This is a genomic window from Burkholderia sp. AW49-1 (genome assembly GCF_053427845.1).
Genome location: NZ_JBSAXF010000022.1, coordinates 56,436 through 71,269 on the forward strand (window position 1 = coordinate 56,436; position 14,834 = coordinate 71,269).

10 protein-coding genes and 2 pseudogenes are annotated in these 14,834 nt (G+C 69.1%); 5 read left to right on the forward strand and 7 right to left on the reverse strand.

Annotation, left to right across the window (positions count from 1 at the left end; all coding sequences use genetic code 11):
* Positions 1-2: 2 nt before the first annotated feature.
* From ACV22W_RS25935 to ACV22W_RS25945, 3 genes and pseudogenes are all read right to left on the reverse strand, one after another.
* Positions 3-686 carry an HAD family hydrolase gene (locus ACV22W_RS25935; RefSeq protein ID WP_059692251.1) on the reverse strand — a complete coding sequence of 228 codons (684 nt, stop codon included), beginning with the start codon at positions 684-686 and terminating at the stop codon, positions 3-5.
* 94 nt (positions 687-780) lie between these two features.
* On the reverse strand, positions 781-2,190 hold the full coding sequence (argH, locus tag ACV22W_RS25940) for an argininosuccinate lyase (RefSeq protein WP_448022431.1): 1,410 nt from the start codon (positions 2,188-2,190) through the stop codon (positions 781-783).
* A gap of 111 nt (positions 2,191-2,301) precedes the next feature.
* Positions 2,302-2,916: pseudogene (locus ACV22W_RS25945) on the reverse strand (FimD/PapC C-terminal domain-containing protein); the annotation flags it as partial.
* Between ACV22W_RS25945 and ACV22W_RS25950 the strand changes: the two are divergent.
* Positions 2,905-3,231 (forward strand): annotated as a pseudogene (locus ACV22W_RS25950) (Csu type fimbrial protein); the annotation flags it as partial. The pseudogenes ACV22W_RS25945 and ACV22W_RS25950 sit on opposite strands and share 12 nt — an antisense overlap.
* Positions 3,232-3,237: 6 nt before the next feature.
* Here the strand turns inward: ACV22W_RS25950 and ACV22W_RS25955 are convergent.
* Entirely contained in the window at positions 3,238-4,047 is an 810-nt protein-coding gene (locus tag ACV22W_RS25955; protein WP_448022432.1) for a helix-turn-helix transcriptional regulator, read from the reverse strand.
* Between the two features lie 162 nt (positions 4,048-4,209).
* On the opposite strand from ACV22W_RS25955, the gene ACV22W_RS25960 reads away from it, so the two are divergent.
* The gene (locus ACV22W_RS25960) at positions 4,210-4,962 is read left to right on the forward strand and encodes a class I SAM-dependent methyltransferase (RefSeq protein WP_448022433.1); all 753 of its coding nucleotides are present in this window, start codon (positions 4,210-4,212) and stop codon (positions 4,960-4,962) included.
* Between the two features lie 148 nt (positions 4,963-5,110).
* Here ACV22W_RS25960 and ppc read toward each other — a convergent pair whose 3' ends face one another.
* Positions 5,111-8,125 (reverse strand): phosphoenolpyruvate carboxylase, encoded by a 3,015-nt coding sequence (ppc, locus tag ACV22W_RS25965; protein ID WP_448022434.1) that lies wholly within the window; start codon positions 8,123-8,125, stop codon positions 5,111-5,113.
* A 218-nt stretch (positions 8,126-8,343) separates the two neighbouring features.
* Here ppc and hemC point away from each other — a divergent pair, with 218 nt between their 5' ends.
* From hemC to ACV22W_RS25980, 3 genes are read left to right on the forward strand one after another with little or no spacing between them, the layout of a single operon-like run.
* Positions 8,344-9,345, forward strand: a complete 1,002-nt coding sequence (gene hemC, locus ACV22W_RS25970) for a hydroxymethylbilane synthase (protein WP_448022435.1) — start codon at positions 8,344-8,346, stop codon at positions 9,343-9,345.
* The gene (gene hemDX / locus ACV22W_RS25975; RefSeq protein WP_448022436.1) at positions 9,345-11,321 is read left to right on the forward strand and encodes a fused uroporphyrinogen-III synthase HemD/membrane protein HemX; all 1,977 of its coding nucleotides are present in this window, start codon (positions 9,345-9,347) and stop codon (positions 11,319-11,321) included. The genes hemC and hemDX overlap by 1 nt, the downstream gene beginning before the upstream one ends.
* A 2-nt stretch (positions 11,322-11,323) precedes the next feature.
* Entirely contained in the window at positions 11,324-12,511 is a 1,188-nt protein-coding gene (locus tag ACV22W_RS25980) for a heme biosynthesis HemY N-terminal domain-containing protein (RefSeq protein ID WP_448022437.1), read from the forward strand.
* 105 nt (positions 12,512-12,616) lie between these two features.
* On the opposite strand, the gene ACV22W_RS25985 is transcribed toward ACV22W_RS25980, so the two are convergent.
* Both ACV22W_RS25985 and ACV22W_RS25990 read right to left on the reverse strand, forming a co-directional pair.
* Positions 12,617-13,921, reverse strand: coding sequence for an MFS transporter (locus tag ACV22W_RS25985; protein ID WP_448022438.1), 1,305 nt, complete (start codon positions 13,919-13,921; stop codon positions 12,617-12,619).
* Between the two features lie 130 nt (positions 13,922-14,051).
* Complete coding sequence (locus tag ACV22W_RS25990) at positions 14,052-14,810, reverse strand: SDR family oxidoreductase (protein WP_059527501.1); 759 nt, start codon at positions 14,808-14,810, stop codon at positions 14,052-14,054.
* Positions 14,811-14,834: the final 24 nt, after the last annotated feature.

A 14,834-nucleotide genomic window follows, 5' to 3' on the forward strand; every position in this document is an offset into this window, starting at 1 on the left:
GCCTATGCGGGTTGCTGCGTGTCCAGCCGGCCGAACCACGACGGCACGAGCGCGACCGCATCGTCGAGCGACGCGAGCACGTGCAGGCTCAGCGCGACGATCTCGGGCGTCGGTGCCTTCAGGTCGGGCACGGTGACGACCGATGCACCCGCGCCGGCGGCCGACTGCGCGCCGAAGTCGCTGTCCTCGAACGCGACGCACGCGTGCGCCGGCACGCCGAGGCGTTCGGCCGCGAGCCGGTACACGGCCGGGTCGGGCTTGCCGCGCGCGACTTCGTCGCCGCCCGCGATCGCGCGGAAGAACGGCAGCACGCCGACCGCATCGAGGCGCGCACGGATCACGTCGCGCGCGGACGACGATGCGACCGCGCACGGGATGCCGGCCTGCGCGAGCGTCTCGAGCAGCGCCAGTGCGCCCGACTTCAGCGGAAATTTCGGATGAGGTTCGGGCGCGGCGAGCCGTTCGCGCACGAGGGTGCGCACGGCGTCGAACGTGTCGGTGTCGCCGATCAGCCGCGCGAGAATGACCTGGCCCTCGGCGAACGAGCGGCCGACGATCTGCAGGTAGTCGATCTCGGTCAGCACGACGCCGTGTGCGGTCGACACGTCGATCCACGTGTTCATGATGGTCCGCTCGGAATCGACGAGCAGGCCGTCCATGTCGAAGAGCGCGGCGGAGAAGGTCATCGGCGGCATCCGGGAAGCGGGAAGGGCGTCGGGCGACGCGAGGGCCGCCCGAGTGAAAGACGGACGCCGAAGGCGCCCGTCCGTGCCGGCTGGCTTACTCGCCGAGCGCGGCGCGAGCGGCCTTGATCGCCGCACGCACTTGATCGGGCGCGGTGCCGCCCGGGTGGTTGCGGCTCGCGACCGAACCTTCGAGCGTCAGGTAGCCGAACACGTCGTCGCCGATCAGGTGCGCGACGTTCGGCAGTTCCTGCTTCATTTCGTCGAGCGTCAGGTCGGCGAGGTCGATCCCGCGATCGTCGCAGATCCGCACCGCGTGCGCGACGGCTTCGTGCGCATCGCGGAACGGCAGCCCGCGCTTCACGAGATAGTCGGCGAGGTCGGTGGCGGTCGAGAAGCCCTGCAGCGCGGCCGCGCGCATCGCGTCCGGCTTCACCGTGATGCCGGCGACCATCTCGGCGAAGATCCGCAGCGTGTCGGCGACGGTGTCGACCGTGTCGAACAGCGGTTCCTTGTCTTCCTGGTTGTCCTTGTTGTACGCGAGCGGCTGGCCCTTCATCAGCGTGAGGAGCGCCATCAGGTGGCCGTTCACGCGGCCCGTCTTGCCGCGCGCGAGCTCGGGCACGTCCGGATTCTTCTTCTGCGGCATGATCGAGCTGCCGGTGCAGAAGCGGTCGGCGATGTCGATGAAGCCGACGCGCGGGCTCATCCACAGCACGAGTTCCTCGGAGAAACGCGACACGTGCGTCATCACGAGCGCGGAGGCCGCCGTGAATTCGATCGCGAAGTCGCGATCCGACACCGCGTCGAGCGAGTTCGCGCAGATGCCGTCGAAGCCGAGCGTCTTCGCCACGGCGTGACGGTCGATCGGATAGCTGGTGCCGGCGAGCGCGGCCGCGCCGAGCGGCAGGCGGTTCACGCGGGTGCGGCAGTCGCGCATGCGCTCGGCGTCGCGCGTGAACATCTCGACGTACGCGAGCAGGTGGTGGCCGAAGGTCACTGGTTGCGCGACCTGCAGGTGCGTGAAACCGGGCATGATCGTATCCGCGTTCTTTTCAGCGAGGTCGATCAGCGCGCCGCGCAGGTCGTTCAGGAGGCCGCCGATGCGGTCGATCTCGCCGCGCAGCCACAGACGGATGTCGGTCGCGACCTGGTCGTTGCGCGAGCGGCCGGTGTGCAGGCGCTTGCCGGCGTCGCCGATCAGCGCGGTCAGGCGCGCCTCGATGTTCAGGTGGACGTCCTCGAGATCCAGCTGCCATTCGAATTCGCCGCGCTCGATCTCGCCCTTGATCTGCGTCATCCCGCGTTCGATGGCGGCCAGGTCGTCGGCGCTGATGATCTTCTGCGCCGCGAGCATGCTCGCGTGCGCGAGCGAGCCGGCGATGTCGACGAGCGCGAGGCGCTTGTCGAAAAACACCGACGACGTGTAGCGCTTGACCAGCTCCGACATCGGTTCCGAGAAGCGGGCCGACCAGGCCTCGCCCTTTTTGTGCAGTTGGGACGTCATGGCGATTCTTCGAAGGGGAGTTGGGCGGCGTGCGCCGCCGAGGGAATCCCGCAATTCTAGCATTCGCGGGGCCGGCGGCCGGCGTGCGCGTCGGCCGCGAACGGGCGCGGATTACCGGGGGCCGCAGGCCAGCGGTCCGATGCGCGGCAGCGTGCCGTCGTCCGGGCGCCGGTACGCGAATTCGACGGCGCAGTCGCGGCCGCCGCCCGAGATTTCGAGGCGATTGTTCGCGCCGAGGCCGTCGACGAAGGTCAGGCCGTCGTAGCCGACGATCGTGCGCTGGCCGCTTTCGACGTGGCGAACCTCGAGCCCGGGCGGCAGCGGCGTGCCGTCCGGCGCGCGCAGCGCGATCGACGCGGCGCTGTAGCGCGTCACCGCGAAGTGCGCGAGCACGCCGGAACGCGCCTGCGGCACGACTTCGAGCGTCGTGTCGGCGATCCGCGCGTCGGCGGGCAGCGCGGTGCCGTCGATCGCGACGCGATTGCTCTGGTACGCATTCAGGTCGGGCACGAGCAGGTGGCCGGCCCGGTCGGTCTCGCCGATCAGCCGGTTCTGATGCAGCACGGGGACGCGTCCGGTGTCGGTCGAGACGAGCGCGAAACCGTCGTCGACGCGGCGCGCGGTCATCAGCCGGCCGTCCATCAGCACGAACGCTCCGGTGACGTCGACCGACGCGTTGCCGCGTCCGTCGAACGATTGCGCGAGCAGCGTGACCTGGCGTCGGCGCTGACCGCGAGCGGCTCGATCAGTGCGCGATGCACGAACGGCGATGCATTCCAGATTGCGTTGAACGGCGGCGCCAGCGGCAGTGTCACTGCACGCACGATGCAGCGCACGGGCGGCGGTTCGGTCAGCTATCAGCTCTGTCAGGACAGCGCTTTCACGCAACCGTGGGGTGACGGCACCGGCGGCACGACGATGGCGACCGGAACCGGGAGCGGGTTCGCGCAGGCGATCACGATATACGGCCGCGTACCCGCGCAGACGACACCGGCGCCCGGCAACTACAGCGACACCATTACCGCGACGATCACCTTCTGAGCCGCGTCAATCGCGCACGAGCACGACCAGCTTCAGGTCCTCGCGATGCGCGGGCTTCAGCGTGATCTGCTGGTACACGAGGCGGCCGTCGGCCGGATGGTCGAATTCGCGCAGGCCGCCTTCGCGCTCGAACACGTCCTGCGACGCCCAATACTGCGCGAAGGCATCGCTGCCGGCCATCAATGCGTCGATCAGCGCGCGGGTCGGCGCATCGGCGAGGTGGCGGATCGAGTCGGCGCGGAATTCGGCCGCGAGCCGGCGCGCGCGGGTTTCCCAGTCGACGATCAGCGTGCGCGCGGCCGGCGCCATGAACGTGAAGCGCAGCAGGTTGCGGTCGTGTTCGCCGTCGAGCCAGCCCGTGAACAGCGCGGCGGCCGGTGCATTCCATGCGAGCGCGTTCCATTGCCGGTCGAGCACGTAGGCGGGCGTGGCGATCGCGGCGACGGTTGCCGCGAGCGTCGGCGGCAGGTCGCCGGCCGCGACGTCGGGCTCGGCCGGATCGCGCTGCGCGGCCAGTTCGAACAAGTACGCGCGTTCGGCCTTCGACAACTGCAGTGCGACGGCGATCCGCGCGAGCGCATCTGCCGACGCCGACACCGGGCGGCCCTGTTCGATCCACGTGTACCAGGTCGGGCTGACGCCACACAGCTGCGCGACTTCCTCGCGCCGTAGCCCTGGCGTGCGGCGGCGCGGGCCGGGCGGCAGGCCGACGGCCTGCGGCGACAGCCGTTCGCGGTGCGCGCGGATGAATTCGCCGAGTGCGCGGGCGGGCGTCGCGTCGAGGGGCGGGGTGGGGGGGGAGGACGGCAGGTTCATGCGGACACGGCTGAAAAGGGGCGCCGAAGGCGCGACAAGGATCAGGCAGGTGCAACGAATACCAGAATAACTGCTTAACTTGTACTGGTACAAGCGCGGCCCTATTGTAGCGATTCGCGCGCTGACAGGCAGCAAGCGCCCCACCCAAAGAAGGAGCGAACGATGAAACACCACGACCAGGTCGCCGACGCATTCGGCACGACGGCCGCCGCCTACCTGACGAGCACGGTCCACGCGACGGGCGCCGATCTGCAGGCGCTGGCCGACGCCGTGCGCGCGACGCCCGACGCCGCGGCGCTCGATCTCGGTTGCGGTGCGGGCCACGCGAGCTTCGCGGTCGCGCCGCACGTGCGCGAGGTGGTCGCATACGATCTCGCGGCGCCGATGCTCGCGACCGTCGACGCCGCCGCGCGCGAGCGCGGGCTCGCGAACATCCGCACGCAGCAGGGGCCGGCCGAACGGCTGCCGTTCGAAGCCGGCACGTTCGACTGGGTGGTCAGCCGGATGAGCGCGCACCACTGGCACGACGTGCGCGCGGCGCTCGCCGAGGTGCGTCGCGTGCTGAAGCCGGGCGGCCGCGTGCTGATGATCGACATCGCCGGCAACGACCATCCGCTGCTCGACACCTATCTGCAGGCCGCCGAAGTGCTGCGCGACGCGTCGCACGTGCGCGACTACCGTGCCGACGAATGGCTCGCGATGTTCCGCGACGCCGGGTTCGATGCGCACGTGCAGAGCCGCTGGCGCCTCCCGATCGATTTCGATACATGGGTCGAGCGGATCCGCACGCCGGCCGACAGCGTCGCGGGCATCCGCGCGCTGTGGGCGCATGCGCCCGACGAGGTGCGCGGCTACTACGCGGTGCGGACGGACGGCTCGTTCGAGCACGACGCGCTGCTGATCGACGCGCAATGAGCGTCTGAGGCGATACGGCGGCCGGCGCCGCCGTGCCGCTCCATGAAAAAAAGCCGCGATACGCACGTTGGCGTATCGCGGCTTTCGTTTTGCGGCTTTCGCTTCGCGATGCCGGCGCGGCGCGGGGCAGGCCCGCGCCGCGCACGGATCAGCCCGTATTGCGCAGGCCGGCCGCGATCCCGTTGATGGTCAGGTGAATCCCGCGGCGCAGCCGCGCGTTCGTGTCGCCCGCGCGGTGACGCTTGATCAGCTCGACCTGCAGGTGATTCAGCGGATCGAGATACGGGAAGCGGTTCTTGATCGAGCGCGCGAGCAGCGGGTTGGTCGCGAGGCGGCCAGCGTGCCCGGTGATTTCCGCGAGCGCCTGCGACGTGCGCTCCCATTCCGCGACGATCCGCTCGAACACGTGCTTGCGCAGCTTGCGGTCGGCGACCAACTGCGCATAGCGCGACGCGACCGCGAGATCGGTCTTCGCGAGCACCATGTCCATGTTCGACAGCAGGTTCGCGAAGAACGGCCACGTCTTGTTCATCTTCTTCAGCAGCGCGACGCGCTTCGTGCGTTCGGCCGCGTCCTGCGCACCGTCGAGATACGCACTCACCGCGCTGCCGAAGCCGTACCAGCCCGTCAGCAGCAGCCGGCACTGGCCCCACGAGAAGCCCCACGGAATCGCGCGCAAGTCTTCGATCCTGCGGTGCTTCGGATCCTGCAGCTTGCGCGAGGCCGGGCGGCTGCCGATGTTCAGCTCGGCGATTTCGGTGATCGGCGTCGACGAGAAGAAGTAGTCGGTGAAACCGGGCGTTTCATAGACCAGCGCGCGATACGACGCCATCGCGGCGTCGGACAGCGTCTGCATCACGGCTTCGAACGCGGGCAGCTGGGCGGGCGCGTTCGATTGCGGCAGCAGCGACGCCTCGAGCGTCGCGGCGACCACCGTCTCGAGATTGCGCCGGCCGATCTCGGGGTTCGCGAACTTGCTCGCGATCACCTCGCCCTGTTCGGTCAGGCGGATCTGGCCGTTCACGGTGCCCGGCGGCTGCGACAGGATCGCCTGGTAGGTCGGGCCGCCTCCGCGACCGACCGTGCCGCCGCGGCCATGGAACAGCCGCAGCGTGATCTTGCGTTCGCGGAACAGGTCGACGAGCGCAAGCTCCGCGCGGTACAGCTCCCAGTTCGACGTCAGGAAGCCGCCGTCCTTGTTGCTGTCCGAGTAGCCGAGCATCACTTCCTGCTCGGCGCCCTGGTGCGCGATCAGCGCGTCGATGCCCGGCAGTGCGAAGTATTCGCGCATGATGCGCGCGGCGTCGCGCAGGTCGGGAATCGTCTCGAACAGCGGAATCACCATCAGGCCGTTGCGCGCGCTGTCGTGAGCGGCGCCGAACGCGCCTTCGAGCAGCCCGGTTTCCTTCTGCAGCAGCAGGACTTCGACGAGGTCGCTGACCGTCTCGGTGTGCGAAATGATGTAGTTGCGTACCGCGCGCGGACCGAACTGCGCACGCACCTCGCGTGCCTTCTCGAACACGCCCAGCTCGCTCTGCGCGAGCGCCGAGTATTCGATGTACGGCGAGCGCAGCGGGCGCGGATCGGCAAGCGCGGCAAGCAGCGCGATCAGCTTGTCGTCCTCGGAGAGCGACGCGTAGTCTGCGTGCACGCCGGCACGCGCGAACAGCTCGGCGACCACGGCTTCGTGGATGTCGGAGCTCTGGCGCAAGTCGATGCTCGCGAGATGGAAGCCGAACACCTCGGCCGCGCGCACGAGCGGTGCGAGGCGCGGCGCGGCGAGCGACGTGCCGTGATGTTCGTCGAGCGAGGCGGTCAGCACCTTCAGGTCGGCGACGAAGGCTTCGGAATCGGCATACGGCACCGCACGCACCGGCGGCGCGCCGCGGCCGGCGCTGCGCACGGGCACCGTGCCTTCGCCGAGTCGTACGCGCGCGCTTGCGGCGAGCCGCGTGTAGATGCCGATCAGCGCACGGCGATACGGTTCGTCGACACGGTGCGGTGACTGGTCCGGCGACGCGGCCGCGAGCGCTTTCACCGCGTCGTTCGCGCCGACCAGCAGGTTCGACACCGACAGCTCGGCCCCGAGCTTGTGCACCTGTTCCAGATAGTGTTCGAGAATCACCGCGGCCTGACGGTTGATCGCTTCCTCGAGCGTCGGGGCGGTCACGTTCGGATTGCCGTCGCGGTCGCCGCCGATCCAGCTGCCCATCTGGAAGAAGGCGGGCACGCGCGCGGACAGGCCGTGCTCGGCGAGCGCGGCCTCGATGTCGCCGTACAGCGCGGGCAGCTCGTCAAGGAACGTCGCGCGATAGTACGACAGCGCGTTCTCGATCTCGTCGCCGACCGTCAGGCGCGCGTCGCGCAGCATGCGGGTCTGCCACAGCGCGGTCACGCGCGCGCGCAGCATCGATTCGTTGTACGAGCGTTCGCGGGCGGTCAGCGGCTGGTCGCGCTCGGCGAGCAGGCGCGCGATGTCGTGCTGCGCGTCGAGGATGCTCTTGCGCTGCACTTCGGTCGGGTGCGCGGTCAGCACCGGGACGATCAGTGCATCGTCGAAGAAGCGCTGCAGCAGGCGCTTCGACGCGTTGCCGGTCGTCTTCAGCTGCTCGAGCGCGTACGCGACGGTGCCGGGCTGTGCCGCGGAGCCGGCCAGCGCGTGGATGCGGCGGCGGCGGTTGTGATGGCGGTCTTCCGCGATGTTCGCCAGATGCGAGAAGTAGCTGAACGCGCGCACGACACTCACCGTCTGCTCCGGCGTCAGCTTGCGCAGCTTCTTCTCCAGCGTTTGCGCGGCCTCGCTGTCGTCCTCGCGGCGAAACTTCACCGCCGTCTGGCGAATGGTCTCGACGACGTCGAACACGGTGTCGCCTTCCTGTTCGCGCACCACGTCGCCGAGCAGGCGGCCGAGGTAGCGAATGTCCTCGAACAGCGGGCCGTCCTTGTCCTCGCGCGTGCGGGCGCCGGGCTTCGTCGCGCCGGCCTTGCCGTTAGCCGGGCCGGCGGTCTTGATCGCGCGTTTTGTCTGACGTATCGGGTCTTTCGGTTTCGTTGCCGTTTTCGCACGGCCGTTCGCGGCGGTGGCGATGGAGCCCGTCTGGGCGTCGGAGGAGGGCAAGGCAGCATTGCGGCGCGTCGTACGCGCCGATCCGGAAGACTTCACGATGGGTTTCCTTGGGAAAGCTCGAGTCAAAAGGGACTGCGGGGACTGCGGAAACTACGGGAACTGCGGTCAAGCAACCAGCTACGTGCGGCACATCCGCGCATCGGTGTGGCCGCCGGCGCCGAAGCGCGGCGGGCGCAGCCGCCGGGCCCGGGCGGGCCGGGGCGTGCGTGCTACCATTGTTCGATCTTCAATCCCGTCCTTCGATTGTTCCTGCAATGAATTCCGAGATCTCTTCGGCCGGGCCGCGGTCGGCACAAGCCCCCGCGACGCTGACGATTGCTTCGCGCGAGAGTCGCCTGGCGATGTGGCAAGCCGAACATGTGCGTGATGCGCTGCGCAAATTATATCCAGCTTGTGACGTGAAAATCCTCGGGATGACGACCCGTGGCGATCAGATTCTCGACCGCACGCTGTCGAAGGTCGGCGGCAAGGGCCTGTTCGTGAAGGAACTGGAGAGTGCGCTCGCCGACGGCCGTGCCGACCTGGCCGTGCATTCGCTGAAGGACGTGCCGATGGCGCTTCCCGACGGCTTCGCGCTCGCCGCGATCATGGAGCGCGAGGATCCGCGCGACGCGTTCGTGTCGAACGACTACGCGTCGCTCGACGCGCTGCCGGCCGGCGCGGTCGTCGGCACGTCGAGCCTGCGCCGCGAGGCGATGCTGCGCGCGCGTTATCCGCACCTGAACGTACTGCCGCTGCGCGGCAACCTCGACACGCGCCTGTCGAAGCTCGATCGCGGCGACTATGCGGCGATCATTCTCGCGGCCGCGGGCCTGAAGCGCCTTGGCCTCGAAGCGCGAATCCGCGCGCTGATCGGCGTCGAGGACAGCCCGCCGGCCGCCGGCCAGGGCGCGCTCGGCATCGAAATCGCCGCGCATCGCACGGACGTCGCCGGATGGCTCGCACCGCTGCACGACCCGCGGACCGCGCTCGCGGTCGAGGCCGAGCGAATGGTGTCGCGCGCGCTCGGCGGCAGCTGCGAGGTGCCGCTCGCCGCCCACGCGGTGTGGCGCGCGGGCGAGCTGTACCTGACGGGCCGCGTGTCGACGACCGACGGACAGCGCGTGCTGACCGCGGAGGAGTGCGGTGCCGTCATGACCGTCGCCGATGCGCTCGCGCTCGGTCGCGCGGTGTCCGACGAGCTCGAGGCGCAGGGCGCACGCGACATCGTCAACGCACTGCTCGCCGGCTCGCAGGCCGGCAAGGGCGACGCCTGATGGCGGGCGGCGCGCGCGCGTTCACCGCCGTCCTGACACGCCCGGACGGTCAGTCGGCCGCGCTTGCGGCCCAACTGGCCGAGGCCGGTTGCGACGTGCTCGAATTCCCGCTGATCGACATCGCGCCGGTCGACGATCCGGCGCCGCTCGACGCCGCGTTCGCGGCGCTTGAGCGTTACGCGCTCGTGATCTTCGTGTCGCCGAACGCGATCGACCGCGCGCTCGCGCAGTACGGCGCGATCTGGCCGAATGCGCTGCCGGTCGGCGTCGTCGGCCCCGGCAGCGTCGCGGCGCTCGAGCGCCACGGCATCACTGCGCCCGCGCATCGCGTGATCGCGCCGCAGGCGCCCGCCGATGGCGGCGTCCCGCATTACGATTCGGAAAGCCTGTTCGCGAGCATCGAGGCCGCGTTCGGCGGCGCGCACGCGCTCGCCGGCCAGCACGTGCTGATCGTGCGCGGCGACGGCGGCCGCGAATGGCTCGCCGAGCGGCTGCGCGAAGCCGGCGCGGAGGTCACGCTCGCCGCCGCGTACCGGCGAGTCGTGCCCGAGCCGCGCATCGGCGCGTGGGAGCGCGTGCATGCGCTGCTCGCCGGCGCGCCGCACGCGTGGCTCGTCACGAGCTCTGAGGGCGTGCGCAACCTGCACGAACTCGCGCGCGCGCATCTGAACGACGCCGAGATCGAGGCGCTGAAGCATGCGCCGCTCGTGACGCCGCACCCGCGCATCGAGCAGACCGCGCGCGCACTGGGTTTTGATAGGATTACGCTGACCGGCGCGGGCGATGAGCGCATCGTCCGCGCGTTTCGAACGATGGCCGACGAGGCCGTCCAACCGGCGACAGCCGCACCGGTGACTAAACGCATGACAGATACCAACGATTCCAAAGGCGTCGCTTCCCAGCCGGCCGCTGCATCCGCACCGCCGTCCAGTCCTCCTTATCTCGCGTCCGAACCGCATGCGCGCCGCGGCGGCAGCGCGGCGCTGTGGTTCGTCGTCGTCGTGCTCGGCTGCGCGGCCGGTGTGGGCGGCTATGCGCTGAACCGCAAGGTCGACCGGCTCGACGAGTCGTTCGTCGCACGCCAGAAGGCGCTCGATGCGCAGACGGCCGAAACCCGCACGAAGACCGAGCAGGCGCTCGCGAGCACGCATCAGGTCGACACGCAGCTTGCGCAGCTCGACGGCAAGCTCGCCGACGCGCAGAGCGCGCAGCAGGCGCTGCAGCAGCAATACCAGGACCTGTCGCGCAACCGCGACGCCTGGATGCTCGAGGAAGTCGACCAGATGCTGTCGAGCGCGAGCCAGCAACTGCAACTGACGGGGAACACGCAACTCGCGCTGATCGCGCTGCAGAATGCCGATGCGCGCCTCGCGACGTCGCAGAGCGCGCAGGCCGTCACGGTGCGCAAGGCGCTCGCGCAGGACATCGAGAAGCTGAAGGCCGCACCGTCGGCCGACCTCACGGGCCTCGCGATCAAGCTCGACGACGCGATCGCGAAGATCGACGCGCTGCCGCTGTCGGGCGAGGCGATCGTCCCGCATGCGGCGCCGAAGGCCGTGCCGGCCGACGCCGCGTCGTCGGCCGCGGCCGTGGCCGGCGAGCCGCGCTGGAAGGTGTGGTGGCATGACTTCTCGGCCGGGCTCGGCCAGCAGCTGAAGGGCCTCGTGCAGGTGCGCCGGATCGACAACGCCGACGCGATGCTCGCATCGCCGGACCAGGGCTACTTCGTGCGCGAGAACGTGAAGCTGCGACTGCTCACCGCGCGGCTGTCGCTGCTCGCGCGCAATGACGGCGCGATGAAGGCCGACCTGCATGCGGCGCAGGCGTCGCTCGGCAAGTATTTCGATCAGGCATCGAGGGACACGCAAACCGTTGAAGATCTCCTCAAGCAGGTCGACGGCGCATCGCTGACGGTCGCGGTGCCGAACCTGAACACGAGCCTGAACGCCGTTCAGCAGTTCAAGAGCCGGGGGTAACGATGACGCTTCGAGGAATCGTCTGGCTCGCGATCCTGTTCGCGATCGCCGCGGCACTCGCCACCGTTGGTCATTTCGATGCGGGGCAGGTGCTGCTCGTCTATCCGCCGTACCGGGTCGACGTGTCGCTGAACCTGTTCGTGATCTCCATCGTCGTGTTGTTCATCGTCGTGTACGCGCTGCTGCGCATCGTGCGCAACATCTGGCGCATGCCGCAGCGGGTCGCCGCATATCGTGCGCGTTCGCGCAACGAGAAGGCACAGGCGTCGCTGCGCGATGCGATCGCGAACCTGTACGCTGGCCGCTTCTCGCGCGCCGAGAAGGCCGCGCGCGACGCGCTCGCGGTCGATGCGAACCAGGGCGCCGCGAGTCTCGTCGCGGCGACCGCCGCACATCGGATGCACGAGTACACGCGCCGCGACGACTGGCTGTCGAAGGTCGACGCGCCGGAATGGCAGGATGCACGGCTGCTCGCCGCGGCCGACATGCGCGCGGATGCGCGCGATGCCGACGGTGCGCTCGCCGCGCTGGCCGATCTGCAGGCTGGCGGCAAGCGCATCCATGCGCAGCAGGTCGCCCTGCGCGCGCAGCAGCAGTTGAAGAACTGGGCCGAGGTGCTGAAGCTCGCGAAGGCGCTGGAGAAGCGTGAGGCGCTGCATCCGGCCGCGGCTGTGCGGCTGCGCCAACAGGCGGCGGAGAACCTGCTGCGCGAACGCCGGCACGACCCGGACGCGCTGCTCGAGGTGTGGCAGTCGCTGTCGCCGCTCGAGCGCCAGTCGCCGCGCCTGGCCGATCTCGCGGCCGACCTGCTGGTGACGCTCGAGCGCCGCACCGAAGCGCGCCGCATCGTCGAGGACGCGCTCGCGCACAACTGGGATGCGCGCCTCCTGCGCCGCTATCCGGACACGGCCGGCGGCGATGCGTTGCCGCTGATCCAGAAGGCCGAAGGATGGAAGAAGGATCACCCGGAGGATGCCGACCTGCTGTTCGCGCTCGGCCGTCTCTGCCAGCAGCAGCAACTGTGGGGCAAGGCGCAGTCGTTCCTCGAAGCCGCGCTGAAGCAGGCCGACAACGAGGCGCTGAAGGTGCGTGCGCACCGTGCGCTCGCACGCCTGTTCGAGCATCTCGGCGAAACCGACAAGGCGGCGAAACACTACCGCGAAAGCGCGCTCGCGATCACTGTGGTCTGACGCGGCGGCGCTTGCCCGCCGCGCATGAAAAAGCCCCGAACGCCAATCGGCCTTCGGGGCTTTTTCATGCATTGCACTGCGGCAGGCACGTCGTCACGTGCTGCATCACCTGTCGACGAGCCGCTTCGGCACCGACAGCGCAAGCAGCCCGCCGAGCACGAGGAACCCGGCGAGCATGTACATGCCCGCGTCGTTGGCGCCCGTCGCCTGCTTGAGCCAGCCCATCATGTACGGGCTCAGGAAGCCCGCGAGGTTGCCGATCGAATTGATCATCGCGATGCCCGCTGCAGCGGCCGCACCGCCGAGGAACGCGGTCGGCAGGCTCCAGAACAGCGGCAGTGTCGTCAGGATGCCCATCGTCGCGAGCGTGAGGCCGAGCATCGCGAGCGCCGTCTGGTGCGCCCAGATCACCGACAGCACGAGCCCGAGCGCGCCGAACGCGGCCGGAATCGCGAGGTGCCAGCGTCGTTCGCGGCGCTTGTCCGCGCTGCGCGCGATCAGGATCATCGCGATCACCGCCGCCGCATACGGAACCGCCGACAGCAGGCCGATCATGAACGTGTCGGTCACGCCGGTCGCCTTGATGATCGTCGGCAGCCAGAAGCCGACGCCGTACAGTCCCATCACGAACGAGAAGTAGATGAGCGCCATCAGCCACACGCGCGGGCTCGCCATCACCGCGCCAAGCGGCAGGTCTTCCTTCGTTGCTTCTTCCGCGTCGACGTTGCGCGTGAGCAGCGCTTTTTCGTCGTCGGTGAGCCATTTTGCTTTCGCGATCCGGTCGTCGAGCGCGAAGAACACGAGCACGCCGGCCAGCACCGACGGGATCCCTTCGAGCAGGAACAGCCATTGCCAGCCGTGCCAGCCGCTCACGCCGTTGAACGCCTTCAGGATGAAGCCGGAGATCGGCCCGCCGATCACGCCGGACAAGGCGACTGCCGTCATGAAGAACGTCGTCATCCGGCCGCGCCGGTGCGCGGGATACCAGTAGGTGAGGTACAGGATCACGCCGGGGAAGAAGCCGGCTTCGGCGACGCCCAGCAGGAAGCGCATCACGTAGAACATCGCGGGCGTCGTGACGAACATCGTCAGGATCGAGATCACGCCCCACGTCGCCATGATGCGCGCGATCCAGACGCGCGCGCCGACCTTGTGCAGGATGATGTTGCTCGGCACTTCGAACAGGAAGTAGCCGAAGAAGAAAATCCCGGCGCCGAGCCCGTAGACCGTGTCGCTGAGATTCAGGTCGCTCGCCATCTGCAGCTTCGCGAAGCCGACGTTCACGCGGTCGAGATACGCGACCACGTAGCACAGCAGCAGGAGCGGCGTGAGCCGCCAGGACACCTTGCGGTAGGTTGCTTCCTCGAATGCGCCGGACGAGCCCGGCAGCGACTGCGTCGATGTTGCCATGTTGTCTCCAGTTCTTGTCGTTGTCCGGACCTGGCGCGTCGGCGCCCAATCCGGTGTCGTGCGAAGCAATGATGATGCTTGGATACGGCGCACGCCGGCGATGCCGGGCGCGCAAGTCACGGCGGTGCGGCTAGATGCAGCGCCCGCCGTCGACTTCGAGGCAGACGCCGGTGATGAACTCGGCTTCGTCGGATGCAAGGTACAGGGCCGCGTTCGCAATGTCCTGCGGCGTCGAAAAGCGGCCGAGCGGAATCGTCGCCAGGAACCGGCGGCGATTCTCCGGCGTGTCCTCGCAGCCCATGAATTCGGTCATCAGGCCCGTCTCGCCGAGCACCGGGTTGATGCAGTTCACGCGGATCCGGTCGGCGCCGAGCTCGGCCGCGAGCGACTTGCTCGCGGTGATCATCGCGCCCTTCGTGCTGTTGTACCAGACGAGGCCCGGGCGCGGCCGCACGCCGGCCGTCGACGCGACGTTCACGAACACGCCGCCGCCCTGGGTGCGGAAATATGGCACGAAGGTCTGCACGCTCCAGAACAGGCTCTTCATGTTGACGGCATACACGCGGTCGAACTCGGCTTCCGTCACGTCGAGCACCGGCTTGTTGCGGTGCGTGGTGCCGGCGTTGTTCACGACGATCTGCACCGAATGGAAATCGTCGAGCGCGGCTTGCAGCAGCGCGCGCCAGTCGGTGTCCTTCGACACGTCGCCCGCGACCGCGATCGCCTTGCCGCCTGCCAACGCGATCTCGCTCGCGACGCGCTCGGCCGCCGCGCCGTTCAGGTCGTTGACGACGACGTTCGCGCCTTCTCGCGCATAGGTCTTCGCGATGCCCTCGCCGAAGCCCGAACCGCCGCCCGTGACGATGGCCGTCTTGCCGCTCAGCCGCATGGTGTGTCTCCTGTGTTGGATGAG